The sequence below is a fragment of the Prescottella soli genome, assembly GCF_040024445.1.
Taxonomy (GTDB): Bacteria; Actinomycetota; Actinomycetes; order Mycobacteriales; family Mycobacteriaceae; genus Prescottella; species Prescottella soli.
Window position 1 is genome coordinate 4,712,371 of the sequence record NZ_CP157276.1, and the last position, 25,335, is coordinate 4,737,705.

The window sequence follows — 25,335 nt, forward strand, 5'->3', positions numbered from 1 at the left end:
TCGATGTCGGACGCGTCTGGTGAGATTCTTCGCATGACCGATTCGGGCGCACGCACCAGGCCGTCGGCGCCGGCCGCGCGGCTCGTCGGCCGCACCGTCGCGGCGCCGGCCGCGCGGACGTGGGCGCCCGGTCCGGCACGCGTGCTGACCGGTGCGCCCCCCGGGCGCGGCTGGCACCCGTGGCAGATCCTCGGCGGGCCCGGCACGGGCAAGACGTCGCTGATCGTGGATGCCGCAGTGGCTCGGATCACGGCCGGTGCGGACCCGGAATCGGTGCTGGTGCTGACGCAGTCGCGGCGCGCGGCCAACGCCGTGCGCGAGCAGATCACGGCGAGCCTGCTCGCGGCGGAGGCCGTCTCGGGCCCCGACGCGCGCCCGCGGGCGACCCGGGAGCCGCTCGTGCGCACGGTGCACTCGTACGCGTTCGCGGTGCTGCGGCTGCAGGCCGCCGCGCACGGCAACCCGCCGCCGCGCTTGATCACCGGTTCCGAGCAGGACTCGGTGCTGCGCGAGCTGCTGCGCGGTGACATCGCCGACGGCGCCGAGGCGTGGCCCGAACGGCTGCGGCCCGCCCTCGGCATGACGGGGTTCGCGGTGGAACTGCGCAACCTCATGCTGCGGGCCAACGAGCGCGGGCTCGGACCCGAGGACCTGATCGAGCTGGGGCACGCGCACGACAAGCCGGAGTGGGTCGCGGCGGGCCGCTTCGCGATGCACTACGAGCAGGGCATGCTGTTGCGCGGATCGGTCGGCATGGAGGCGCCCGAGGCCACCGCGCCCGCGCTCGATGCCGCCGAACTCATCAGTGCCGCACTCACCGCGTTCGCGACCGACCCGGACCTGTTGCGGCGGGAGCGGGTCCGCGTGCGGCACCTTATGGTCGACGATGCGCAACACCTCGATCCGCAGGCCGCGCAGCTGGTCCGCCTGATCGGGACGGGCACTGCGATGACCGCGATCGCCGGCGACCCCGACCAGTCGATCTTCGCGTTCCGCGGCGCCGACGCGCACTTCCTCGCCGAACTGGGCGACCGCGACGACCCGGCGCAGGTGATCCTCGACACCAACTTCCGGTCGGCCCCCGAGGTCGCGGCCACCGCGGCGCGGGTCGCGGCGCGGCTGCCCGGCAATCCGCCGCATCGCGGCGCGGGCGTGCACGCGTCGGACGACGACTCGCCCGGCCGGGCCGTGGTGCGGGTGCTCACCACGCCGGCCAAGGAGGCGGCGCTGATCGCGGACACGTTGCGGCGCGCACACCTGATCGACGGCGTGCCGTGGTCCGAGATGGCGATCGTCGCGCGGTCGGTGCCGCGAGTGCTGCCGCCGCTGCGACGGGCCCTGCTCGCCGCCGGTGTGCCCGTCACGACCGCGGCCAGTGAGCTGCCGCTCGCGAAGCAGCACGGCGTCGCGGGCCTGCTCGCGGTGCTGCGGGCGCTCTCGGGTGGCGACTTCACCGGCGAGGACGCGCTGGCGCTGCTGTCGGGGCCGATCGGCGGGGCAGAACCGGTGAGCTTGCGGCGACTGCGCCGCGGTCTGCGCCGCGTCGAACTCGCGTCGGGCGGCGACCGGGACTCGGCGGAGCTGCTGCGGGCCGTCATCGTCGACGGACCGAAGTCCGAGCATGTCGCGCACCTGCTGCCCGGCCTCACCGACGTCGAATCCCTCTCCCTGCGACGGGTGCTCAAGGTGCTACGCCGTGCGCGCGTGCCGCTGGACCGGGGGCGCGGCATCGAGGAGGTGCTGTGGGCGGCGTGGCAGGCGACCGGACTCGAACGCCGCTGGGCGGCGGCGTCGGCGTTCGGCGGGCCGATCGGTGCGCAGGCCGATCGTGACCTCGACGCCGTCGTCGCGCTGTTCGACGCTGCCGCCGACTACGTGGACCGCCTGCCCCGGGCCCAGCTCTCCGGATTCGTGGACTACCTGGTGGAGCAGGAGATCCCGGGTACCGCGCGCGCCCGCGCCGTGGCGGCGCAGGAGACCGTGACGATCCTGAGTGCGCACTCCGCCGCGGGCCGGCAGTGGCAGGTGGTCGCGGTGGTCGGCGTGCAGGAGGGCCTGTGGCCGAGCCTCGGCGCCCGCGGCACCCTGCTCGGCACCGAGGAACTCATCGACCTCACCGGCGGTGTGGGGCAGGTCGACACGACGCTGTCGAGGACGGCACCGCTGCTCGCCGAGGAGCGCCGCCTGTTCCTGGTCGCGTGCAGCCGTGCCCGGTCGTCGCTGCTCGTGACGGCCGTGGATTCGTCGAGCGGGGACACCGACCTGGTCCGATCACGGTTCGTCGACGACCTCCTCGGTGCCGGCGAGACCGACAGCGACGACTCCGACGTCGCGCCGGTGCAGAGCGAAACCCCCCGCGTGCTGGCGCTGCCCGCGCTGGTCGCGGAACTGCGCAGCGTCGTGTGCGACCCGGACATCGCCGCGTCCGATCCGGAGCGGCAGCGTCGTGCCGCGCACCAGCTGGCGCGGCTGGCGGACGCCGGCGTCCGCGGCGCGCACCCCGACCAGTGGTACGGCACCGCCGAGCCGAGTTCGGATGCGGCGCTGTGGGATCCGGACGACGGACCGGTGCCGCTGTCGCCGTCGACCATCGAGCTCATCGCCAACTGTCCGCTGCGTTGGATGCTCGAACGGCACGGCGGCAGTGACGGCGACAACACACACGCGATCGCCGGCACACTTGTGCACACTCTCGTGCAGGCACTGGCCGGCCACATCCCGCCGGACCAGGTGGACCACGCGCTGGAGACGGCCTGGGACTCGGTGGACCTGGGGTCCGAGTGGTACTCGCGGCGCGAACTGGAACGCACCCGCGGCATGCTCGACACCTTCGCGAACTGGCTGCGCGGCACGCGGTCCGAGCTCACCGAGATCGGCGTCGAGGTCTCGGTGGACGGCGTGCTCGAGCCGCGGGTCGAGGGCGACCCGACGGTGCGCATCCGCGGCCGTATCGACCGGCTCGAGCGCGACGCCGAGGGCCGCCCGGTGATCATCGACGTCAAGACCGCGAAGAACGCGGTGACGAAGGAACAGGCCCAGTTGCATGCGCAGCTCGCCGCGTACCAGGTCGCGGCGGCGCGGGGCCTGATCGACGGCGAACCGGCGTCGCAGCCGGGCGGGGCGCGACTGGTGTTCGTCGCGAAGCCGCACAACAAGGAGGGCGCGACGCAGCGGGCGCAGCTCGCGCTCGACGATGAGGGCCTCGAGCTGTGGGAGAACGTGATCCACGACGCGGCGGCGGCGACGCAGGGACCCACGTTCACGGCACGGATCAACGACGGGTGCAGGCACTGCCCGGTGCTCTCGAGCTGCCCGGCGCACGACGAGGGACGGCAGGTGACCGCAGAATGAGTTCAGCAGCGAGCATGCCGGGGATCGGGCGCCGGGTCGGCCCCGCCGAACTGGCCGAGGCGCTCGGCCAATTCCCGCCGACGGCCGAACAGGCCGCGGTCATCGAGGCGCCGCTGGGCCCGACGCTGGTCGTCGCCGGTGCGGGCGCGGGCAAGACCGAGACGATGGCCGCGCGTGTCGTGTGGCTGGTAGCCAACGGACTCGTGGATCCCGAACAGGTCCTCGGCCTGACGTTCACCCGCAAGGCCGCGCAGCAGCTCACCAGCCGGATCCGGCAGCGGCTCGCCAAGCTCGCCGGGTCGTCGCTGGTGCGGGACCTCGACCCGGGCGGCGGGCTGCGTGCCCGGATCCTCGGCAGCGAGCCCGAGGTCAGCACCTACCACTCGTACGCCGGCCGGCTGCTGTCCGAGCACGGGCTGCTGTTGCCGATCGAGCCGTCGGCGACGCTGCTGTCCGAGACCGAACTGTGGCAACTCGCGTACCGTGTGGTGAGCGCGTGGGACGGCGACCTCGACACCGACCGCAACCCGGCGTCGATCACCGAGTCGGTGTTGGCGCTGTCGGGGCAGCTCGCCGAGCACCTCGTCGAACCGGAGGATCTGCGCGAGGCGCACACCGAACTCGACAAGCTGATCCACACGCTGCCCGCCGGTCCGAAACAGCGTGGCGGACCGTCCAAGTCGCTGCTCGGCCTGCTGGAGGTGCAGCACCAGCGTCTGGACCTGCTGCCGCTGGTGCAGCGCCTGGCCGAGACCCTGCGCCGCGAGGGCGCGCTCGACTTCGGCAGTCAGATGTCGCTCGCGGCGCGGGTGGCGTCCGAACACCCGGAGGTGGGCCGCAGCGAACGCGCGCGCTTCCGTGTCGTGCTGCTCGACGAGTACCAGGACACCGGTCACGCGCAGCGGGTGCTGCTGTCGTCGCTGTTCGGCGGCGGCGAGGACGCCGGGCTCGCGCTCACCGCGGTCGGTGACCCCATGCAGTCCATCTACGGTTGGCGCGGCGCATCGGCGGCCAACCTGCCGCGCTTCGCCACGGACTTCCCGCTCGCCGACGGCACCCCCGCCCCCACACTCGAGTTGCTCACCAGTTGGCGCAACCCGCCGGAGGCGCTCGCGCTGGCGAACATGGTGTCCGATCCGCTGCGCGACCGGGGCGTCGAGGTCAGCACGCTGCGGGCGCGGCCGGGCGCGGTCCCGGGCGACGTCCGTCTGGCGCTGCACGACACCGTCGAGACCGAGCGGGCGTGGGTGGCCGACCGGATCGCCGAGCAGTACGAGGTCGCGCGGTCGGACGGCGGGAAACCGCCCACCGCCGCGGTTCTCGTGCGCCGCAATGCCGACGCCGCCCCCGTCGCCGAGGAACTGCGGGCCCGCGGCCTGTCGGTGGAGGTCGTCGGCCTCGGCGGTCTGCTGCACACACCCGAGGTCGCGGACGTCGTCGCGATGCTGCGCCTGGTCGCCGACCCCATGGCCGGTAGCGCCGCGGTTCGTGTTCTCACCGGCGCGCGGTGGCAGATCGGCGCCGCCGACCTGCGCGCGTTGTGGAAGCGCGCCGGCGAACTCGGCATCCGGTCGGGTTACGGCACGTCGGGCGCCGTCACCGACTCCGAAGCACTCGACGAGGCTCTGGGCAGCGCGTTGCCGGGGGAACACTCCGAGCAGGCGGGCCTGGCGGATGCGCTCGCGGATCCCGGTCCGGCGCAGCGCTATTCGGAGTCCGGGTACGTTCGAATCTGTGCGCTCGCGGCCGAGTTGGCGTCGCTGCGCGAGCGTCTGGGACAGCCGCTGACGGAACTGGTGGCCGAGGTCGAACGGGTGATCGGCATCGGTATCGAGGCGCAGGCGCGTACCCGGCAGTCCGACGTCGGGGGAGCGGGACGCGAGCACCTCGACGCGTTCGCCGACGTCGTGTCCGGGTACGCGAGCCGCTCCTCGGCGACCCTGACGGGACTGCTGTCGTACCTCGCAGCCGCCGAGCACGTCGAGAACGGCCTGGCCCCCGGTGAGATCGAGGTCGCGCCCGACCGGGTCCAGGTGCTGACCGTGCACTCAGCGAAGGGCCTCGAGTGGGAGGTCGTGGCCGTGCCGCACCTCACCGAGGGCGTGTTCCCGTCCACGCAGGCGTCGGCCACGTGGCTCGGTTCGGTGGCCGAACTGCCGCCGACGTTGCGGGGCGACCGCGCGCTGTCCGGCGAATCCGCCGACGGCGTCCCGGTTCTCGACCTCGAGAACGTGTACGACCGCAAGGACCTCGAAAACGAGATCGAGGCCCACAAGAAGGCACTGGGGAACCGGCGGCTCGACGAGGACCGGCGCCTGTTCTACGTCGCGCTCACCCGCACCGAACGGGCGTTGTTCGTGTCCGGCCATCACTGGACCGAGTCCGGCCCCAAGCCGAAGGGGCCGTCGCCGTTCCTGCTGGAACTGCACGACCTGGTCTCGACGCGGGAGGGCGCGCCGCTCGGCGTGATCGACGTGTGGGCGCCCGCCCCCGAAGACGGCATCGAGAACCCGCTCACCGCGACGCCGCGGGAGGCGCCGTGGCCCCGCGACCCGCTGGGGCGGCGCCGTCCCGACGTCGAGCGCGGTGCGCAGCTGGTCCGGGACGCGCTCGGTGCACTCGACGGACCGACTTCCGAACCCGAAGAGCCGGAAGACGATCCGGACAACTGGGCCGCCGACGTGGACGCACTGCTGGCCGAGCGCAGCGCCCGGGTGGCCGGGACGGCCGACGTCGAGCTGCCTGCGCAGATGTCGGTGAGTCAGCTGGTGGACCTGGCCGCCGATCCCGACGAGTTGGCCGCGCGGCTCCGTCGACCGCTCCCGTTCCCGCCGAACCCGTTGGCGCGCCGTGGAACCGCGTTCCACGCGTGGGTCGAACAGCGCTTCGGGGCGACGCGACTGCTCGACTTCGACGAGCTGCCCGGCGCCGCCGACACCGGTGTGGGCACCGAGACCGAGCTCGCGCTCTTGCAGGACGCGTTCCTGCGGTCGCCGTGGGCCGACCGCAACCCGGTCGAGGTCGAGGTGCCGTTCGAGACCTCGGTCGCGGGCACCGTCCTGCGCGGCCGGATCGACGCGGTGTTCGCCGACCCCGACGGCGGCTGGACCGTCATCGACTGGAAGACCGGCGCCGAGCCGTCCGCCGCGAACGAGCGGTCCGTCGTGATGCAGCTCGCCGCCTACCGGCTGGCGTGGGCGGAGCTCATGGCCGCCCGGCAGTCGCACGCCACCGGCCGACCCGTCGCCCCACCGCTGGACAAGGTGCGCGCGGCGTTCCACTACGTGCGGACCGGACGGACCATCGCCCCGGAGAATCTGCCGGACGCCGAGCATCTCGCCCGGTTGATCCGCAGCGCGGGGGCGGAGCAGACGCCCGGATGACCGGACTGGGGAGTCACCGTTCGGTCCCGTTTGCCCGTGCCGTTCGTTGAATGCCGGAACCGCGGCTAGGCTGCGATCCGATGTCGGAGGCCGAGAAGGAGATAGGGACGAGTGAATGCCCGGTAGGTTGAGGGGCCGGTTCCGGAACTCGGACACGCTGACGGATCGGCCGGATTTCGCCCTCGTCGGCGTGCTCAAGGTTCCGGAGATGCAGACGAGCCCGGCTCGCGCCATCGCGCGACGGTTGTCGTACGCGCTGGCCGCCCTCGCGCTCGCCGTGGTAGTCGTCTACATCGACCGGGACGGTTACCAGGATGCGCAGGGTAACCAGATGTCGCTCCTGGACTGCATCTACTACTCCACGGTGTCGCTGTCGACCACGGGATACGGCGACATCACCCCGATCACCCCGACGGCGCGGTTGCTGAACGTCCTGATCATCACGCCGCTCCGGATCTTCTTCCTCATCGTCCTGGTCGGAACGACCCTCTCGGCACTCACCGAGAGCTCCCGGCAGACATTCAAGATTCAGCGCTGGAGGCATCGCGTGCGCAACCACACCGTCGTCGTCGGATTCGGCACCAAGGGACGCACCGCCGTCGACGCCATGCTCGGCGACGGCATCTCGCCGTCGGACATCGTCGTCGTCGACACCGACCAGGTGGTGCTGGACGCGGCCGCAGGCCTGGGCCTGGTCACGGTGCTCGGCTCGGCGACCAAGTCGGACGTCCTGCGCCTGGCCGGTGTGCAGAACGCGGCGTCGATCATCGTCGCCGCCAACCGCGACGACACCGCGGTGCTGGTGACGCTCACGGCGCGCGAACTCGCGCCCAAGGCGAAGATCGTCGCCGCGATCCGCGAGACCGACAACTCGCATCTGCTGCGCCAGTCCGGTGCCGACTCCGTCGTCGTCTCCTCGGAGACCGCGGGCCGACTGCTCGGTATCGCGCGGACCACACCGAGCGTCGTCGAGATGGTCGAGGACCTGCTCACCCCCGAGGCCGGGTTCGCGATCGCCGAGCGCGAGGTCGAGCCCGAGGAGGTCGGCGGCTCGCCGCGGCATCTGTCGGACATCGTCCTCGGCGTGGTGCGCGACGGCCGACTGCTGCGGGTGGGATCGCCCGAGGTCGACGCCGTCGAGGCCGACGACCTCCTGCTCTACATCAAGCGCGTCAGCAACTGACCGTCCGACGCGTCGGTGTCCGGCCACCGCAGTAGGGTCGTTCGCGTGCCCGACTTCACAGCGCCCGATTTCACGCTGACCGAAACACCACTGCTGTCGCGTGCGGTCGTCGACCGTGCCGAGCAATTGCGTTCGGACACGGATGCATTGCGAGCCGGCTGGGCGGACGCGCTGCTGTTGCGGGTCAACCCCCGCGGGCAGTTCCGCGTCGCCGACCGCGAACTGGTTCTCGAACCGGCGACATCGCTCGGCGGGGAACCCGCGTCCGGGACGGTGTTCCTGGGGTTGCGCGGCGAGCGTCACGTCTGGGCGGTGCGGGTGCCGGCGATGACCGGCGAGTTGGGCGATCTGCGGATGCTCGGTCACCAGCTCGACGAGGCGAGCGCCGGCCTGGTGACGACAGCGGTGGCGCTGCTGAACTGGCACGACCACGCCGGGTTCAGCGCCATCGACGGCGCCCCGACCGAGCCGACCATGTCGGGGTGGTCGCGGATCAGCACGACCACCGGGCACGAGGAGTTTCCGCGCACCGACCCGGCCGTGATCTGTCTCGTGCACGACGGCGGCGACCGGGTGCTGCTGGCGCGTCAGCCGTCGTGGCCGCCCCGGATGTTCTCGGTGCTGGCCGGTTTCGTGGAGGCGGGGGAGTCGCTCGAGACGTGCGTCGCGCGGGAGATCCGCGAAGAGGTGGGAGTGGACGTCTCCGACATCCGGTACCTGGGCAGCCAGCCGTGGCCGTTCCCGCGGTCGATCATGCTCGGGTTCGCGGCCGTCGGCGACCCCGCCGCCGCTTTCGAGTTCGCGGACGGCGAGATCGCCGAGGCCCACTGGTTCACCCGCGATCAGGTGCGTGCCGCGCTCGGCGCGGGCGACTGGAGCACGTCGTCGGATGCCGAACTGCTGCTGCCCGGCTCGATCTCGATCGCGCGGGTGATGGTCGAGTCCTGGGCGAAGGCCGACTGACTACAGCCCCAGTGCCTGCTTGACCTGCGCGAGCGTCGGGTTGGTGGCGGTGTTGCCGTCCGCGTACTTGACCGTGGGGACGACGTGGTTGCCGCCGTTGACGCTGCCGACGAACTCGGCCGAAGCGGGATCGTGCTCGATGTCGATCTCGACGTACGAGATGCCGTTCTCGTCGAGCTGCTTCTTGAGGCGGCGGCAGTAGCCGCACCAGGTGGTCGAGTACATGGTCAGGGCGGGAGCTTCGGTAGTCACGGCGCCTATAACACCATGATCGGTCCGGACTGTTCCCGCGCGGGCGAACGTCACACCCGCGGCGGGTGCGCCGTCCCGTGTCGGTGAGCCCTGAGAGTATGGACGGCATGTCAGCGGATGCCACCCCGGAGAACACTCGAACCCGGCCCGACGAGGGATTGGATCCGCAGCAGTCGGCCGCGGTGCTCGCCCCGCGCGGCCCGGTCTGCGTGCTCGCTGGTGCCGGCACCGGCAAGACCCGGACCATCACCCGCCGCATCGCGCACCTCGTCGCCGGCGGGCACGTCTCGGCCGGGCAGGTGCTGGCGGTCACGTTCACGGCCCGCGCGGCCGGCGAGATGCGGGGACGGCTCCGCGGGCTCGGCATCGGGGGAGGTGGCCCGCAGGTGCAGGCCCGAACCTTCCACGCCGCCGCGCTGCGGCAGCTGAAGTACTTCTGGCCGCAGGTGATCGGGGACACCGATTGGCAGCTGCTCGACCGCAAGTTCGCGATCGTCGGGCAGGCCGCGAGCCGGGTGGGGCTGTCGACCAGTACCGAGAGCATCCGCGACCTCGCCAGTGAGATCGAGTGGGCCAAGGGCTCGCTCGTCGCGCCCGAGGACTATCCGGCCGCCGCCGCCCGCGCCCGCCGGGACATCCCCGCCGACGCCGCGCAGGTCGCGGCCGTCTACACCGGGTACGAGCAGCTCAAGGCCCGCAACTTCGACGGCATCCTGCTGGACTTCGACGACCTGCTGCTGCACACCGCGGCGGCGCTCGAGGACAACGCGTCGGTCGCCGAGGAGTTCCGGGACCGCTACCGCTGCTTCGTCGTCGACGAGTACCAGGACGTGACGCCGCTGCAGCAGCGGGTGCTCGACGCGTGGCTCGGCGACCGCGACGACCTCACCGTCGTCGGCGACGCCAACCAGACCATCTATTCGTTCACCGGCGCCACCCCGAAGTACCTGCTGGACTTCTCGCGCCGATTCCCGGACGCGACCGTCGTCAGGCTCGAGCGCGACTACCGGTCCACCCCCGAGGTGGTGTCGCTGGCCAACCGGGTGATCGGCGCCGCCCGCGGCCGCATCGCCGGAACCCGGCTGCAGTTGATCGGCCAGCGGCCGCCCGGCCCCGAACCGACGTTCGCCGAGTACGACGACGAACCCGCCGAGGCGGCGGCCGTCGCCAAGCAGATCAAGAAGCTGATCGACCAGGGTGTCGAGCCCGCCGAGATCGCGGTGCTGTACCGCATCAACGCACAGTCCGAGGTGCACGAGCAGGCGCTGACCGAGGCGGGTATCCCGTACCAGGTGCGCGGCGGCGAGGGCTTCTTCACGCGCCAGGAGGTGCGCCAGGCCATCACCGCGCTCCGCCAGGTTGCCGGTCGTGACGACCTGCCCGACGGCGCCGACACCGGCGACGCCCTGGTCACGCTGGTGCGTGCGGTGCTGGTCCCGTTGGGACTGACCGACGTCGAGCCGGCCGGTGTGCAGGCGCGTGAGCGGTGGGGCTCGCTCACCGCACTGGTCGCGCTCACCGAGGAACAGCTGGCACACGACCCGAATCTCACGCTCGGCGGGCTGCTGAACGAGCTGGCGGCCCGCGCCGAGGCCCGACACCCGCCGGTGGTGCAGGGTGTCACCCTCGCGTCGCTGCACGCGGCGAAGGGACTCGAGTGGGACGCGGTGTTCCTCGTCGGCCTCACCGAGGGGACGCTGCCGATCACGCACGTGCTTGGCGATGCCAACTCGCCCGGCGACGAGGCCGGGATCGAGGAGGAACGACGGCTGCTCTACGTCGGTGTCACCCGCGCCCGCGAGCACCTGGCGTTGTCGTGGGCGTTGGCCCGTAACGAGGGCGGACGCAAGAGCCGGCGCCGGTCCCGGTTCCTGCACGGACTGATCCCGGAGGACTCGCCGGCCTCGCGCATCGCGAAGCCGACGCAGTCCAAGCGGCAGCGTCCGCGGTGCCGGGTGTGCGGCAAGCAACTGATGGGGTCGACGGCGACCATGCTCGGCCGCTGCGAGCAGTGTCCGTCGAACCTCGACATCGAGTTGTTCGAGGCGCTCAAGGAGTGGCGGCGGGAGAAGTCCCGCGAGATGAACGTGCCCGCGTACGTGGTGTTCAGCGACAATACGTTGACGGCGATCGCGGAGCAGCAACCGCAGGACGAGAAGGCGCTCGTGGCGATCCCGGGGATCGGTCCGAAGAAGCTCGAGCAGTTCGGGGCCGACGTTCTCGCCGTGGTCCGCGGTGAGCGTTCGGCGCCTGCGTTGGATCTGACGTGACATGACGTGACGGGAGGCCGGCGGTAAAACCGCAGGTCATAAATAACTTGTGCGGTCTGTTCGGGTCCCATACCCTGGACTGCACGCCACGGGGAAACTCGTGTGCGGTGACCGTGTCCAGCACACGGAGCCCCGGAGACGGGGTCCGTGACGACGTGAAAGGGAGGTGGCAACGATGAACGATTGGAACGCAGCAACTGCGGCACGTGCGTCGGTGCATGCATTCGCATGCGCATACCTCCCGGCGGCCGAAATGGCCGCCGCGAGCGTCGCGGCGACAGCACCGCACGCAATCCGTCTGCGCACTGCAGCACAGGCAGCAGCCCGCGCATCCGTGGCCAGGAGCCGACACCGAACCATCGTTCGGTAGACACTCTGCCCGTCCTCCCGAGGCCACGGATCGCAACCGCGAACCGTGGCCTTCGTGTTTCGAGCTCATCGATTCGAGTTTGGATCCGAGCTTTCGACCACGGTTCGTCCGAACCCCGAAAGCCCGCACGAGCTACGAGCCGATCGCTCGAAACGACAAGGAGAAGACGTGTCTACCGTGACATGCCGAGTACGCACCACGAACCACACCGTTTCCAACGGACTGGGAGTCGTCCGCTCGGCACGCCGGGAGCTGCCCTGCCGGGTCGACGAGAATCCCGACCTGTGGTTCGCCGAGACCCCGGCCGATCTCGAACGCGCGAAGGAGCTGTGCAGTGGATGTCCCATCCGCAGCCGATGCCTGAACGCGGCCCTCGACCGCGCGGAGCCGTGGGGAGTGTGGGGCGGTGAGATCTTCGACCAGGGCGTCGTCATCGCCCGCAAACGGCCGCGAGGTCGACCACGGAAGAACCCCGTGACCCCGGAGAAGGAGAAGACCCTGGTGTGCGCGTAACGCCGCCGCGATGACGCGAAAACCCTTGCGGACGACCGAAAATCGGTAATCCGCAAGGGTTTTCGCGAATCCGTACGAGGCACGGCGCGTCGCCGATTGCTCGAACTGCTGGTCGACGGTCCCATGACGGCCGGTGATCTGGCTGCGGAGTTCGACATGAGCCGGCCGGCGGTGGCCGAACACCTTCAAGTGCTTCGGCGTGCCGAGCTCGTCGATGTCGAGCCCGTGGGGCGGCAACGGTTCTACCGACTCGCGACCGAGCCCCTAGAGTGCGTCAGCGAATGGTTGCACCCGTTCGAGCGCTTCTGGCGCACCCGACTGCGGCACATGCAGAACATCTGGAGAAAAAGGATCTCGATGACTGAAGCATGTATCGGAACCATCTCGGTGGACCAGTTCATCGCCGCCCCGCCGGCGAAGGTGTGGTGGGCGCTGACCGAACCCGAGCTCCTCGCGAAATGGTGGGTCCCGGGCGATGTCGAGGCGACGGTGGGGCACCGATTCCACCTCGAGATGCCGGGATTCGGTTCGATTCCACACGGGTTTCGAGATCGACGACAAGCGCGAGCAGGGCGCCTACGAACGCATGGGCATCGGATGGCGCGACACCGTGCTTCCCCGGCTCGCGCAGGCGGTGCCGCAGATCGACTGACCGCCCCCCGGCGGGCGACCGAACCGTGGGGCGCTCTACGCGCCGTCGAGGCTTTCGAGGTCGACGGATTCGACGGACTCGTCCGAGAAGCCCGGCAGCCACTTGGTGAGGATGGCCATGTACGGCGCGTAGGCGTCGAGCTGGGCGCAGATGCCGACCGACCCGAGCAGCACGCGGAAGATCATCAGGTACTCGGGCGGCAGGTTGAGTGCGCGCGCGGTCCGGAAATGGGTGCTCGAGAAATCGGTCGCGGTCCCGGCGGCCTTCTGCAGCCACGCTCGGGTGAAGTGGAACGACTCGGTGCGGATGGGGTCGGTGAACGGGCGCAGGTAGTCGGCGATCTCCTGATCGGTGACGGTGCGGCCGGGCAGGACGAAACCGTTGGCGCGCAACAGTTCCGTGAGTTCGTCGAAGCGCTCCTCGAGGTTCAGTCGGACCATGCGGCCCAGCACCGGCGGCAGCCCGTCCGGCATCGGGGCGGTGGCGCCGAAGTCGATGATCCCGAGGCGGCCGTCGTCGTGCAGCATGAAGTTGCCCGGGTGCGGATCGCAGTGCAGCAGCCCGACGCGGGCGGGGGAGACGAAGTGGAACTCCGCGAGCAGCGCGCCGGCGGTGTTGCGCTGCTCGGGGGTGCCGCGGGCGATGATCGTCGACAGCGGCGTGGCCGACATCCATTCGGTGACGACGACCTTGGGGGCGCTCGCCACTACGCGCGGCACGACGAACAGCGGATCACCCTCGAAGGCCTTCGCGAACGCGCGCTGGTTGTCGGCCTCGATGCGGTAGTCCAGCTCCTCCTCGGTGCGGGCGCTGAGCTCGTCGAGGATCGGCTTGACGTCGGTGCCCGGCATCACCGACGTGAACATGCCCGCGAACCGCGACAATGTCTTCAGATCGGCGCGCAGCGCCTCGTCGGCACCCGGGTACTGCACCTTGACCGCGACCTCGCGACCGTCGGCCCACACGGCGCGGTGCACCTGCCCGATGCTGGCCGAGGCGGTGGGGGTGTCGTCGAACTCGGCGAAGCGGGTGCGCCACTTGGTGCCGAGCTGTTGGTCGAGCACTCGGTGCACGGCCTTCGCGGGCAGCGGGGGAGCCTCGGCCTGGAGCTTGGTCAATGCCTCTCGGTACGGTTCCGCGAACTCCTCGGGAATCGCGGCCTCCATCACGCTGAGGGCCTGTCCCAGCTTCATCGCACCGCCCTTGAGCTCGCCGAGAACGGTGAACAACTGTTCGGCAGCCTTCGACGTCAACTGCGCGTCGATCGCGTCCCTGTCGCCGCCGGCAAGCTTCCTGCCGAAGCCCATCGCGGCCCGTCCGGCGATCCCCAGCGGAATGCTCGCGAGCTTGGCGGTGCGGGCAGTGCTTCTGCGGGGAATTTCGGGCACCTGACCATCATGGCGGAAGATTCTCGGGTCCGTCCACGAACATCGTCGATCGTGAGCATCCACACCGTGGGTTGCGGGGCCACGGCCGGACCGCGAGGCGGTGCGAATCGAGGTCGAGTTCGAGGGTTGCGTCGAGACTCGCGGGTGCCGGTCGTGCCACCCCGGACAGCACCTTCTCGAGCTGGCCGAGCGCGACCGCCGCGGTGGCCATGACGGTGGCCGGTCCGGCGTGGCCCACCCGACCGAGCAGTTGTGCGGCCACGTGCGGCCACTCCTCGTCCGCCGCGCACCGGGTGAGGTCGGCGCACCGCAGGCAGCTGGTGCGACCGGGCAGCACGAGCGGTCCGACGATGCCGCGGCCGTCGCGCAGGCGGACCTGCAGGTGCGGGGTGCCGGCGGTGAACAGTGCGTCCACCAGCCGCGGATCCGCGATGAGATCGTCCGTGAGGACCACGCACATGCAGTTCCACCGGGTGACGTCGGTGTCGGTGGTGAAGTGGGTGGACCGCGTCACTCGCGCCGGGGCGCCGACGAGGCCCGCGGCGATCGCGTCCGCGAGCGGCCCGCGTCCGTGTATCCGGATGGCGGGAGTCGGGTCCTGCGGCGCCGCCGCCGGCCGCAGCAGCCCGGCCTCGTCGAGTTCGCTGAGCAGGGTCGACATGTCGGTGGGCGAGATGCCGTAGTCGACGGCTCGCCACACCACCGACGGTCGCGGCGTGCGGCCGTCGAGCAGCTGCAGGACCGACACGAGCGCGTCGGCGTCCACGCCGGCCGGCGGCGTCAGGATGAGGGCGGTGTCGGGGTCCCAGCCGATCTGGACGCGGCCGCTGGGCCGGACGACGACGGGACGGCGCGGATCCAGCGTTGGGCGGTGGGCGCGCCGGACGGAAGCCTGGGTCATGTCGTCGACGATCGCACCCCGCGACCGCCGCAGATGCCCGCCGGACGGGGTTGTCCACAGGCCCGGACGAGGTGTGACGTGCGGTTTCGTGTCGTCGCGCGGATTCGTCCGAAATCCGCGTCGGACGCTGTCCGAGCGGGCCGCTAGCGTGGGTGCCCGTGACTGGCACCGGAATCTCCGACAGCGGACGCCCCGAGGTGGAGATCCGACGCAGCGCGCGGCGGCGGCGCACCGTCAGCGCACGCCGCGAGGGCGACAAGGTGGTCGTGCTGATGCCGGCCGGTCTCTCGAAGTCGGCGGAGGCGGACCTGGTCGCCGAGATGATCGGGAAGCTCGAACGGTCGGACCGCCGCGCCGCGGCCCGCGCCGAACGCAGCGACGTCGAACTGGCCGAGCGCACCGCCCGGCTGTCGGCGCGGTGGCTCGGTGGCGCGGCGGCACCCGTGTCGGTGCGCTGGGTGCCGTCGATGCGGACCCGCTGGGCGTCGTGCACGCCGAACGACGGCACCATCCGGGTCAGCGAGCTGCTGCAGACGGTGCCGTCGTACGTGTTGGACTACGTGCTGGTGCACGAATTGGTGCACCTGTATGTCGCCGGCGGACACAACGACCGCTTCTGGCGGGAGGTGCGCCGCTATCCGAAGACCGAGCGGGCAATGGGCTACCTGGAGGCGTACTCCGTGGTGACGCGGCAGCCCGGCCTGCTGGACGGGATCGACCTCACCGATCCCATGGTCGACGCCGTCGGCTGCGGGGCAGCCGACGACGTTGGTGTTCCTACCGCTTAGGCGTCGCCCTCGTCGCTGCCGCTCTCGCGGTTCTTCTCCTCGCGTTCGCGGGCCTCGGTCTGCTCGAGCTGCGCGATCGGATCGTGGAAGGTGCCCGAGTCGCCGCCGAGGATGCGGTCGACGAACGCGGCCGGGCTGTCGAGATCCGAGGAGTCGGGCAGCAGGTCGGGGTGCGCCCACACGCCGTCGCGGGCGTCGACGCCGGTGTCGGAGGTGAGCCGACGCCACAGCTGCGCGGCCTCGCGCACCTTGCGGGGCCGCAGTTCCAGACCGACGAGGGTGGCGAAGGTCTGCTCGGCCGGACCGCCCGTGGCGCGACGACGTCGCAGCGTTTCGGTCAGGGCCGCGACACCGGGGAGCCGCTCGCCGAGCGCCTCGGAGACGACGGTCTCCACCCAGCCCTCGACCAGCGCCAGCATCGTCTCGAGGCGCTCGAGGGCCTGCTTCTGCTCGGGCGTGGTCTGCGGTTCGAACGCGCCCTGCTGCAGGATCTTCTCGATCTGCGACGGGTCCGTCAGGGCCGACGGGTCGAGGCCCTGCGCCGCCTCCTCGATCGCGGAGAAGTCCATCTTGATACCGCGCGCGTAGTCCTCGACGGTGGCCAGCAGACGCTGCCGCAGCCACGGCACATGGCTGTAGAGGCGCTGGTAGGCGGCCTCGCGGGCCGCGATGAACACGAGCACCTCACGGTGCGGCTGCTCGAGTCCCTCGCTGAACGCCTCGATCGCGGCCGGCAGCAGCGCTGCGGTGCCGGCGGGGCCGAGTGGCAGCCCGATGTCGGTGGAGGTGAGGACCTCCTTGGACAGCTGGCCGAGGGCCTGACCCAGCTGGGAGCCGAACGTGAGGCCACCCATCTGGGTGAGCATCCCGGCCATCGGGCCGATCATGCTGCGGGCCTCCTCGGGCAGGCCCTGCACCCACATGCCGGACACCTGCTGGGCGACCGGGTCGCACAGGCGCTTCCACGTGTCGAGAGTGCCGTCGAGCCAGTCGTTGGGGGTCCAGGCGAGGGTGCGGGTGGCGCCGGCGGGGAGCGTCGTCGCGCCGTCGAGCCACAGTTCCGCGAGTCGGGCGGCGTCGGCGACAGCTGACGCGGTGCCCTCGGTGATCGGGGTCACCGAGCCGATCTGCTGCCGGGCGAGGTTCTTCGCTACGTCGTAGTTGACGGGACCGGACTGGCCGCCCTCGCCCATCGCGCTGCCCATGCCGCTCAGCATCTGACCGAACTGCGTGAGCATCTGGCCGAGGGCCGCGGGGTCGAAGCCCGCGCCGCCGGCCCCACCGAGGCCGAACGCGTTGGGATCGAAGCCGAACGGCTGACCGGCGCCTTGACCCCCGCCCTGTTCGCGGCCCGAGTCCTTCTTGCGGTCCGGGTCGTCGTCGGAGTTGGAGAAACCAAAGGGCAGATCGCTCATAGTTCAACGGTACAAGGCGAGACGGGCCATGGCCCGCGCACCGATCACGCTGACGGCGAACAGCCGGTGGGGTGACGGGGAGCACCGCGGTCGGCGCTCTATCCTGGGCCTGGTGAACCGACGGATGGTGACCCTGCTGGCAGCGTTGGCCCCGGTCGTGGCGCTCGGAGTGCTCGGGACGACCGTCCAGGTGCCGTTCGTAGCGCTCGGTCCCGGTCCCACGTTCAACACCCTCGGCGACGTCGACGGCAAGCCCGTCGTCGAGATCGACGGCACTCAGGTCGATCCGACCAGCGGCAACCTCAACATGACGACGGTCGCGGTGCGCGACAAGCTGACGCTGTTCGACGCCCTGGGGCTGTGGGCGAGCGGGCGGCAGGGCCTGGTGCCCCGCGAGGAGGTGTACCCGCCGCAGAAGTCGAAGGTCGAGGTCCAGGAGGAGAACACCGCCCAGTTCGAGAACTCCGAGAACAGCGCCGAACTGGCGGCGCTGCGGTATCTCGGCAAGCCGGTGGCACTCGAGGTGACGACGGTGAGCGACGGCGGGCCGGCCGCGTCGGTGCTTCGGGACGGCGACCTCCTGCTGCGGGTCAACGGCACTCCCGTCGACACGCTGACCGGTCTGCAGGACGTGATCGGTTCATCGGCGCCCGGCACGACCGTGCAGGTGACGTACCAGCGGGACGGCGTCGAGTCGACCGCCCCGATCACGCTCGGTTCCCGCCCCGACACCGACGGCGGGGAGAACGCGAACAAGGGCTACCTCGGCGTCAACGCCAAGCAGGTGCCGAACGTGCCGTTCACGATCGACTTCAACCTCGCCGACATCGGTGGCCCCTCGGCCGGTCTGATGTTCAGCCTTGCCGTGGTCGACAAGCTCAGCACCGGCGAGATCAACGGCGGCAAGTTCGTCGCGGGCACCGGCACGATCGACCCGGACGGCGACGTCGGACCGATCGGCGGCATTCCCTACAAGATGATCGCCGCGCACGACGCGGGGGCGACCACGTTCCTGGTCCCGGCGAAGAACTGCGACGAGGCCCGCGCCAACAAGCCGGACGGACTCGACCTGGTCAAGGTCGAGACCCTCGGCGGTGCCGTCGACGCCCTCTCCACCATCAACTCCGGCGGCACCGCGCCGTCCTGCTAGCGGCTAGTCCTCGTCGGCGTCGAGCGTCGCGTACAGCGCGGCGACGACACCGGGTGCGAGGTTGTCGTAGGTGCGCAGCTCGATCCCGGCGAACGGGTCGTCGTTGTCGGTGGGGCGCAGCTGCAGCAACGCGATCGACGGCCCGTCCCTCAGCACCGCCGCGATCAGGCGCGCCTCCCGACGCTCGGGGTGCTCCTCGGCGGCGGTGCGCGCGACCTCGTCCGCCGCGTGCCGGTCGGAGATCACCGGGGCGAGGGCGTCGTCGAGGTCGGATTCGGCCTCGGGCGGCAGGACGACGATCTCCTGCACGAGCGCGCAGCCGACCACCTCGGACGGCCAGCTGGTGGTGGCGAGGAACTCGTCGAGTGCGGGCGAACCGCCCTCGACGTCGTCGGGCAGTGCGCCCTGTTCGATCGGGGTGAGTTCGGCGCCCTCGTCCAGTTGATCCAGGAGGGACGGCTCGGCCGCGGCGACGAGTGCGGTCGGAACGATCGCGAACATCGTCGGCGCTTGACCCCATCCGCCGGCATCGACGAAGTCGATCACCTCGTGCACGCATCTGCGCAGGGACTCGTCGGACAGGCTCATGTTCGGGTTGCCGGTGAACGGGTCATCCCCGTGGAATACGCCATCGCTATCGATCACGTCCTTATCCTTGCACCAGGGGGTCGCACCGGCACTCGTCGGTGGCGGCGCTCCCGACGCCCGCTGGTTACGTAGAGTGGGACGAAACGGTCACTCTCAGGTGACGCTGGACGGTGCATTGGCTGCGGCGCGAAGGCGTCGCCAGATTGTTGGGAGAGTGGCAAGTGGGCATGCGGCCCCCCGCCGGTTTACCTTCGTTGTCGAAACGCACACGCGTGCTGCTGATCCTGGCGCTGGTCGCCGCAGCACTGTTGCTGATCGGCCCTCGTTTCATCGACATCTACACCGACTGGTTGTGGTTCGGTGAGGTCGACTTCCGTGGTGTGTTCAGCAAGGTGCTGTTCACCCGATTGGCGCTGTTCGTGGTCGTCGGCCTGGTCGTCGGCGCGATCGTCTGGCTGGCGTTGCTGCTGGCGTATCGGTCGCGGCCGATGTTCCTGCCCTCGCCGGGCGCGAACGATCCGGTGGCGCGCTACCGCACCGCGGTGATGACCCGACAGAAGCTGTTCGGGATCGGCATCCCCGTCGTGATCGGCCTGTTCGCGGGTCTGGTCGGTCAGGCCAGTTGGTCGACGGTGCAGATGTTCTTCAACGGCAGCTCCTTCGGCGTCACGGATCCGCAGTTCGGCAAGGACATCGGGTTCTACGCGTTCGATCTGCCCTTCTACCAGTTCGTGCTGAACTGGCTCTTCGTCGCGGTCATCATCGCGTTCTTCGCCAGCCTGATCACGCACTACATCTTCGGCGGTCTGCGGCTCAGCGGGCGGCAGGGTGCGTTGACGCGGTCGGCGCGCGTGCAGCTGGCGATCCTCGCTGGCACGTTCGTGCTGCTCAAGGCCGTCTCCTACTGGTTCGACCGATACGCGCTGCTGTTCAGCAGCCGCAAGGAGCCCACGTTCACCGGTGCCGGATACACCGACATCAACGCGGTCCTGCCGGCGAAACTGATCCTGATGGCGATCGCGATCATCTGCGCCATCGCGTTCTTCGCCGCGATCTTCCTGCGCGACTTGCGGATCCCCGCGATGGCGGTGGTCCTGCTGGTGTTGTCGTCGATCCTCGTCGGCGCGGTGTACCCGCTGATCGTCGAGCAGTTCTCAGTCAAGCCCAACGCGGCCGACAAGGAGCGCGCGTACATCGAGCGCAACATCACGGCGACGCGGCAGGCGTACGGGATCACCGACGAGACCGTCGAATATGTGCCGTATTCGGGCAAGGCGGAGAAGCAGCCCAAGGACGTGCCGTCGGACGTCACGACGATCGCGAACACCCGACTGCTCGACCCGAACATCCTCTCACCCACGTTCACGGCGCAGCAGCAGCTGAAGAACTTCTACGCGTTCCCCAAGTCGCTGAACATCGACCGCTACGACATGAACGGCGAACTGCGCGACTTCGTCGTCGCCGCGCGTGAGCTGTCCCCGTCGAGCCTGCAGGGCAACCAGACGGACTGGATCAACAAGCACACCGTCTACACGCACGGCAACGGCTTCGTGGCCGCGTACGCCAACCAGGTGACGGCGGTGAGCGGTGACGTCCAGAACAACACCGGCGGTTACCCGATCTACAGCGTCAGCGACCTCACGACCAAGCCCGCCGACAAGGCGCTCGAGGTCGAGAACCCGCGCATCTACTACGGCCCGGTGATCGCGGCGTCGGATGCCGACTACGCGATCGTCGGCGGTGCGCAGGGCAGCGCGCCCCGCGAGTACGACACCGACGACCAGAAGTACACGTACACCGGTGACGGTGGCGTCGGGATCGGCAACTGGTTCAACCGGTTGGCGTTTGCGGCCAAGTACACCGAGCGCAACATCCTGTTCTCGGGTGCGATCGGGTCGGATTCGAAGATCATCTACAACCGCGATCCGGCGGAGCGCGTAAACAAGGTGGCGCCGTGGCTGACCACGGACGGCACGGTCTACCCGGCCGTCGTGGACGGACGCATGCAGTGGATCGTCGACGGGTACACCACGCTCGACAACTACCCGTACGCCCAGCGCTCGTCGCTCGACGGATTGGTGCAGGACAGCACCAACCAGGCGACCGGGCGGATGCTGCCGAAGAAGGAGGTCTCGTACATCCGGAACTCGGTGAAGGCGACCGTCGACGCGTACGACGGCACCGTCACGCTGTACCAGGTGGACGACAAGGATCCGGTGCTCAAGGCGTGGATGGGTGTGTTCCCCAACACGGTCAAGCCCAAGTCGGACGTCTCGGCCGATCTGCAGGCGCACTTCCGGTACCCGGAGGACCTGTTCAAGGTGCAGCGCGAGATGCTCTCGAAGTACCACGTCGACGATCCCAGCGTGTTCTTCGGCAACAACGCGTTCTGGTCGGTGCCGAGCGACCCGACGGTCGACACGGACAAGAACCAGCCGCCGTACTACGTGCTGTCCGGCAACCCGAAGACGGCGAAGCCGCAGTTCGTGTTGACCAGCCCGATGGTCGGCTACCAGCGTGAGCTGCTGTCCGCCTACATCTCGGTGCAGTCGGATCCGCAGAACTATGGCAAGTTCACGGTGCTCCAGTTGCCGACGGAGACGCAGACGCAGGGTCCGCAGCAGGCGCAGTCGGCGATGACGTCGAATCCGCGTGTGGCGAGCGAGTTGTCACTGCTCAAGCAGTCCAACAAGATCCAGTACGGCAACCTGCTGACGTTGCCGATCGCCGACGGCGGCATCCTGTACGTCGAGCCGATCTACACGCAGCGGAACTCGCCGAACGCGTTCCCGCAGCTCGCGCGTGTGATGGTGAGCTTCACCGACACCAACGGCATCAAGGTCGGCTACGCGCCGACGTTGGCCGAGGCGCTGGATCAGGTGTTCGGTTCGGGGACCGGCAATGTCGCGACCGCGCCGAGTGGCGAGACCGCGCCTTCGCCGGAGCAGAATGCCGGCCAGACGCCGACACCGCCGGCGCCGCCGGCGGCCGGTCAGACGCCGGACAAGGCCGCCGCGGTCGCGCAGTTGGATGCGGCGCTGTCGAATCTGCAGTCGGCGCAGCAGAAGGGCGATTTCAAGGCCTACGGTGACGCCCTCGCGCAGCTGCAGAAGGCTGTCGAGGCGTACCAGAAGGCCGGAGGCTAGACGGTTCGCCGCCGGTCGCCTCGGACCGGCGAAAGCTGAAGGGACCCTCCGTGCGCTGCGAGCGCGCGGAGGGTCCCTTCAGCTGTGGGGCTAGTTGGCGAAGCCGGCCTTGATGTCGGCGAGCACGTTGCCGTGGGTGCCGAGCACCTGCTGGAACTGGTCGCCGTAGCCGTGCTGTGCGGCGACGTCGCCGGCTGCCCTGACCGCCTGGTCGACGTACTCGGCCGCGGTGGCCTGCATGGGGGCGGGCTGCGGGGTGACGACGGCCGGAGCCGGGGTGGGCTCGACGGGTGCCGGCGCCGGTGCGGGCGCGGCCTCGGTGAGGTACTGGCCGCACACGGGCCACGCGCCCGGACCCTGTGACGCGAGGGTGTTCTCGGCGACGCGGATCTGCTCTTCCTTCGACGCGGAGTGCGGGGAGCCGGTGCCGCCGTTGGCCGTCCAGGTGCTCTGCGAGAACTGCAGGCCGCCGTAGTAGCCGTTGCCGGTGTTGATGGACCAGTTACCGCCGCTCTCGCACTGTGCGACGCCGTCCCAGTTGTGGGTCGCGGCGGAGGCGGTGCCGGTGGCGAGGCCGAAGGGGACGGCGACGAGGGCGCCGGTCACTGCGGCCATGCCGAGGGCACGCTTGCTGATGCTGATGGTCATGCGGGTCGGATCCTCTCCTGCGCCGACGCGAGCGGCCTGCGGGTGACGATTCGTCGTCCCCGGGCGTGCGATCTTCGCGTCCCTGCCCCTCGAAGGGTTTGTCGTGTCCGGTCCCGCGGGGGCAGAGCTGGCAGCGGCGGGGCGGTCGGTCGATGCGCTCGATCATCACGAGCCGGTAACGAACGTACGACAGAGATTCGGCGGGCGTCATCCCACGGAAACGGACCGGTCGACCCGTTCGATTTCGCTACGGCGAGGAGAATGCGCAGGTGGGAGCGGGTCGTTGCCGAGTCGAATCCGGAGCGTTACATGCTCGTTATGTGAGATGGATTACTCGGTTTTCGTGAACTGCGTCACGCCGGAGGCGGGTGTCGGTGGGCGGAAGGCGCGTCGATGCGCCCCGAACGGGCCCCGCTGCAGGCGATTTGCCTTCGGTTCGCCTGCTCGTGTAACTTCGTTCATGCATCGCGGGGTGGAGCAGCTCGGTAGCTCGCTGGGCTCATAACCCAGAGGTCGCAGGTTCAAATCCTGTCCCCGCTACTAAAGAAGGCCCGGAAGTCCAACTGGACTTCCGGGCCTTCGTGCATGTGGCGGTCAGTTCGGGAGCGGCAGCTCGGTGCGGTTCCGGTGCGATCGAACTTCAGTCGGACTCGACATTCATCTCGATCAGCACCCGACGCAGCACCTTGCCGGTCGTGTTGCGGGGGATCTCGTCGAGGAAGACGACGTCGCGCGGCACCTTGTAGCGGGCCAGGTTCGCCTTCACGTGCGCACGTATCTCGTCCGCGTCCCGGGCGGACGTCGGCGCGGGCACGACGAACGCGCGGAGTCGCTGGCCGAACTCGTCGTCCGCGACGCCGATCACCGCGACCTCGAGGACGTCGGGGCGTTCGGCGATGAGGTTCTCCACCTCGAGCGGGTACACGTTCTCGCCGCCCGAGACGATCATGTCGTCGTCGCGCCCGTCGACGAAGAGCAGCCCGTCGCGGTCGAAGTGGCCGACGTCGCCGGTGGCGAGCATCCCGTCGATGTGCTCCTTGTCGCGGCCGTCGGTGTAGCCCGCGAAGCTCAGTCCGCTCTTGGCGAAGATGCGTCCGACGACGTCCGGTTCGGTGACGCGGTTGCCGGCGTCGTCGAACAGGGCGATGTGGCACGTCGCCGGGACGCGTCCTGCGGTGCCGGGGGCGCGCTCGAGGTCGTCCGGGGTGGCGACGGTGACGGCAGCGACCTCGGTGGAGCCGTAGAAGTTGTACAGCACCTTCCCGAATGCCTGTTGGGTGCGGACGCTCAGGTCCGGCGGGATGGCCGAGCCGGCCGCGAAGATCACCTTCAGCGACGAGGTGTCGTACTTGCCGAGCACGTCGGGGCCGAGGTCGATGATCCGCTGCAGCATCGTCGGCACCAGCACGAGGGTGTCGGCGCGGTGCTCGGCGAGCAGGCGGACGGTGGTCTCCGGATCGAAGCGGCGCTGCATCACGACGGTGTTCTCGAGCGCCATCCCCAGGCCGAGTTGGGAGATGCCGGTGCCGTGGAACGCGGGCGCGGCCATCAACATGGTCTGCTCGGGGCGCAACGGGATCCGGTCGAGGAACTGTGCGGTGACCAACGGGGACGTGTGCCCGCGCGGTGCGCCCTTGGGGGTTCCGGTGGTGCCGCTGGTGAGGAGGATGAGTGTGCCCGGTTCCTCCGGGGCGGGCACGGAATCGGTGGACTGCTCGGCGATGAGTTCGTCGAGTGTGCGAGGGGGTGTCTCGGCCGGTGGCGTGCGCACAGGACCGTCCGTCCACGACAGGAACGGGGTGACCTCGGTGGGCAGCGCGTCAGCGACGTCGGCGAACTCGCTGTCGAACACGAACCAGCGCACCCCTTCTCGCTTCGCCACGTCGGCGAGTTGCGGTCGGCCGAAGCCGGTGTTCATGAGCACCAGGCGTGCGCCGCTCTTCCCGGCAGCGAGCATCGTCAACACCAGACCGCGGTGATTCCGGCACATGGCGCCGACGGGGGAGTCGATGCCGATCCCCACCGCCTGCCACGCGCGGACCAGCGCATTGGACTGGCCCTCGAGTTTGCCGTACGTGAGGAGTCCGCGTTCGTCGATCAGCGCGACGCGGTCGGGGTCGCGCGCGGCGTGCGTGTGCACCGACCCGGCGAACGGCCCGTACTTGCCGACCGCGAGAAGTTCTCGGACACCCAAGTCGACGCGGGGGAAGGGGATCAAGCCGGAGCGCTGCATCACTCGTACGGCGCTGAGCGTGTCGGTGATCTTCGTCAGAACGTCCTGCATGGTGGCTCCCATCGGTGACGTCGGCAGCCCCAGCCTAGTAGTGATGTGCATCACAGTGGGTCGATTGCTCCTGGTCGGCGGGCTGCGAGA

Annotated in this window: 16 protein-coding genes, 1 tRNA gene and 3 pseudogenes; 13 read left to right on the forward strand and 7 right to left on the reverse strand. The window is 70.0% G+C overall.

The features are described from left to right. The first annotated feature begins 33 nt into the window (after window positions 1–33). From ABI214_RS21885 to nudC, 4 genes are all read left to right on the forward strand, one after another. On the forward strand, window positions 34–3,351 hold the full coding sequence (locus ABI214_RS21885; RefSeq protein WP_348604564.1) for an ATP-dependent helicase: 3,318 nt from the start codon (window positions 34–36) through the stop codon (window positions 3,349–3,351). Beyond that, window positions 3,348–6,734, forward strand: coding sequence for an ATP-dependent helicase (locus ABI214_RS21890; RefSeq protein WP_348604565.1), 3,387 nt, complete (start codon window positions 3,348–3,350; stop codon window positions 6,732–6,734). Before ABI214_RS21885 ends, ABI214_RS21890 begins: the two co-directional genes overlap by 4 nt. 115 nt (window positions 6,735–6,849) lie before the next feature. Continuing rightward, window positions 6,850–7,917, forward strand: a complete 1,068-nt coding sequence (locus ABI214_RS21895) for a potassium channel family protein (protein WP_348604566.1) — start codon at window positions 6,850–6,852, stop codon at window positions 7,915–7,917. A gap of 45 nt (window positions 7,918–7,962) precedes the next feature. Further along, on the forward strand, window positions 7,963–8,880 hold the full coding sequence (nudC, locus tag ABI214_RS21900; RefSeq protein ID WP_348604568.1) for an NAD(+) diphosphatase: 918 nt from the start codon (window positions 7,963–7,965) through the stop codon (window positions 8,878–8,880). On the opposite strand, the gene ABI214_RS21905 is transcribed toward nudC, so the two are convergent. Further along, window positions 8,881–9,105, reverse strand: a complete 225-nt coding sequence (locus ABI214_RS21905) for a mycoredoxin (protein WP_348611887.1) — start codon at window positions 9,103–9,105, stop codon at window positions 8,881–8,883. Window positions 9,106–9,230: 125 nt separating this feature from the next. Here ABI214_RS21905 and ABI214_RS21910 point away from each other — a divergent pair, with 125 nt between their 5' ends. The 5 genes and pseudogenes from ABI214_RS21910 to ABI214_RS25545 form a co-directional block, all read left to right on the forward strand. Continuing rightward, window positions 9,231–11,402: an ATP-dependent DNA helicase UvrD2 gene (locus ABI214_RS21910; protein WP_348604569.1), complete on the forward strand. Its 2,172-nt coding sequence runs from the start codon at window positions 9,231–9,233 to the stop codon at window positions 11,400–11,402. 547 nt (window positions 11,403–11,949) lie between these two features. Then, a complete protein-coding gene (locus ABI214_RS21915) occupies window positions 11,950–12,285 on the forward strand; it encodes a WhiB family transcriptional regulator (protein ID WP_348611890.1) in 336 nt (111 codons plus the stop codon). A 48-nt stretch (window positions 12,286–12,333) separates the two neighbouring features. After that, window positions 12,334–12,624, forward strand: a pseudogene (locus ABI214_RS21920) (ArsR/SmtB family transcription factor); the annotation flags it as partial. An 18-nt stretch (window positions 12,625–12,642) separates the two neighbouring features. Further along, window positions 12,643–12,813: pseudogene (locus ABI214_RS25540) on the forward strand (SRPBCC family protein); the annotation flags it as partial. 9 nt (window positions 12,814–12,822) lie between these two features. After that, window positions 12,823–12,937: pseudogene (locus ABI214_RS25545) on the forward strand (SRPBCC domain-containing protein); the annotation flags it as partial. Window positions 12,938–12,972: 35 nt separating this feature from the next. On the opposite strand, the gene ABI214_RS21930 reads toward ABI214_RS25545, so the two are convergent. Both ABI214_RS21930 and ABI214_RS21935 read right to left on the reverse strand, forming a co-directional pair. Further along, window positions 12,973–14,325 (reverse strand): ABC1 kinase family protein, encoded by a 1,353-nt coding sequence (locus ABI214_RS21930; protein WP_348604570.1) that lies wholly within the window; start codon window positions 14,323–14,325, stop codon window positions 12,973–12,975. A gap of 7 nt (window positions 14,326–14,332) precedes the next feature. Next, window positions 14,333–15,226 carry a hypothetical protein gene (locus tag ABI214_RS21935; protein WP_348604571.1) on the reverse strand — a complete coding sequence of 298 codons (894 nt, stop codon included), beginning with the start codon at window positions 15,224–15,226 and terminating at the stop codon, window positions 14,333–14,335. A 158-nt stretch (window positions 15,227–15,384) separates the two neighbouring features. Between ABI214_RS21935 and ABI214_RS21940 the strand changes: the two genes are divergently transcribed. After that, the gene (locus ABI214_RS21940; RefSeq protein WP_348604572.1) at window positions 15,385–16,014 is read left to right on the forward strand and encodes a M48 metallopeptidase family protein; all 630 of its coding nucleotides are present in this window, start codon (window positions 15,385–15,387) and stop codon (window positions 16,012–16,014) included. Here the strand turns inward: ABI214_RS21940 and ABI214_RS21945 are convergent. Further along, window positions 16,011–17,429: a zinc-dependent metalloprotease gene (locus tag ABI214_RS21945; RefSeq protein ID WP_348604573.1), complete on the reverse strand. Its 1,419-nt coding sequence runs from the start codon at window positions 17,427–17,429 to the stop codon at window positions 16,011–16,013. The genes ABI214_RS21940 and ABI214_RS21945 overlap by 4 nt on opposite strands. Before the next feature lie 112 nt (window positions 17,430–17,541). Here ABI214_RS21945 and ABI214_RS21950 point away from each other — a divergent pair, with 112 nt between their 5' ends. Continuing rightward, window positions 17,542–18,579, forward strand: coding sequence for a YlbL family protein (locus ABI214_RS21950; RefSeq protein WP_348611893.1), 1,038 nt, complete (start codon window positions 17,542–17,544; stop codon window positions 18,577–18,579). A gap of 3 nt (window positions 18,580–18,582) precedes the next feature. Here ABI214_RS21950 and ABI214_RS21955 read toward each other — a convergent pair whose 3' ends face one another. Next, window positions 18,583–19,167 carry a PPA1309 family protein gene (locus ABI214_RS21955; protein ID WP_348611896.1) on the reverse strand — a complete coding sequence of 195 codons (585 nt, stop codon included), beginning with the start codon at window positions 19,165–19,167 and terminating at the stop codon, window positions 18,583–18,585. A 227-nt stretch (window positions 19,168–19,394) separates the two neighbouring features. Between ABI214_RS21955 and ABI214_RS21960 the strand changes: the two genes are divergently transcribed. Next, a complete protein-coding gene (locus tag ABI214_RS21960) occupies window positions 19,395–22,313 on the forward strand; it encodes a UPF0182 family protein (RefSeq protein WP_348611899.1) in 2,919 nt (972 codons plus the stop codon). Between the two features lie 90 nt (window positions 22,314–22,403). Here the strand turns inward: ABI214_RS21960 and ABI214_RS21965 are convergent, their stop codons facing one another. Continuing rightward, window positions 22,404–22,961 carry a transglycosylase family protein gene (locus ABI214_RS21965; protein ID WP_348604574.1) on the reverse strand — a complete coding sequence of 186 codons (558 nt, stop codon included), beginning with the start codon at window positions 22,959–22,961 and terminating at the stop codon, window positions 22,404–22,406. 466 nt (window positions 22,962–23,427) lie between these two features. Between ABI214_RS21965 and ABI214_RS21970 the strand changes: the two genes are divergently transcribed. Then, window positions 23,428–23,501, forward strand: a tRNA-Met gene (locus ABI214_RS21970). Between the two features lie 100 nt (window positions 23,502–23,601). On the opposite strand, the gene ABI214_RS21975 is transcribed toward ABI214_RS21970, so the two are convergent. Continuing rightward, window positions 23,602–25,245 (reverse strand): acyl-CoA synthetase, encoded by a 1,644-nt coding sequence (locus ABI214_RS21975; protein WP_348604575.1) that lies wholly within the window; start codon window positions 25,243–25,245, stop codon window positions 23,602–23,604. Window positions 25,246–25,335: the final 90 nt, after the last annotated feature.

What these genes read in the sequence shown, in the direction of transcription:
- ABI214_RS21895 (WP_348604566.1), top strand. Translation starts at nt 6,850, where the DNA reads ATGCCCGGTAGGTTGAGGGGCCGGTTCCGGAACTCGGACACGCTGACG.
- ABI214_RS21955 (WP_348611896.1), bottom strand. Translation starts at nt 19,167, where the DNA reads ATGAGCCTGTCCGACGAGTCCCTGCGCAGATGCGTGCACGAGGTGATC.
- ABI214_RS21960 (WP_348611899.1), top strand. Translation starts at nt 19,395, where the DNA reads ATGCGGCCCCCCGCCGGTTTACCTTCGTTGTCGAAACGCACACGCGTG.
- ABI214_RS21965 (WP_348604574.1), bottom strand. Translation starts at nt 22,961, where the DNA reads ATGACCATCAGCATCAGCAAGCGTGCCCTCGGCATGGCCGCAGTGACC.
- ABI214_RS21935 (WP_348604571.1), bottom strand. Translation starts at nt 15,226, where the DNA reads ATGACCCAGGCTTCCGTCCGGCGCGCCCACCGCCCAACGCTGGATCCG.
- ABI214_RS21975 (WP_348604575.1), bottom strand. Translation starts at nt 25,245, where the DNA reads ATGCAGGACGTTCTGACGAAGATCACCGACACGCTCAGCGCCGTACGA.
- ABI214_RS21885 (WP_348604564.1), top strand. Translation starts at nt 34, where the DNA reads ATGACCGATTCGGGCGCACGCACCAGGCCGTCGGCGCCGGCCGCGCGG.
- ABI214_RS21910 (WP_348604569.1), top strand. Translation starts at nt 9,231, where the DNA reads ATGGACGGCATGTCAGCGGATGCCACCCCGGAGAACACTCGAACCCGG.
- ABI214_RS21905 (WP_348611887.1), bottom strand. Translation starts at nt 9,105, where the DNA reads ATGTACTCGACCACCTGGTGCGGCTACTGCCGCCGCCTCAAGAAGCAG.
- ABI214_RS21945 (WP_348604573.1), bottom strand. Translation starts at nt 17,429, where the DNA reads ATGAGCGATCTGCCCTTTGGTTTCTCCAACTCCGACGACGACCCGGAC.
- ABI214_RS21890 (WP_348604565.1), top strand. Translation starts at nt 3,348, where the DNA reads ATGAGTTCAGCAGCGAGCATGCCGGGGATCGGGCGCCGGGTCGGCCCC.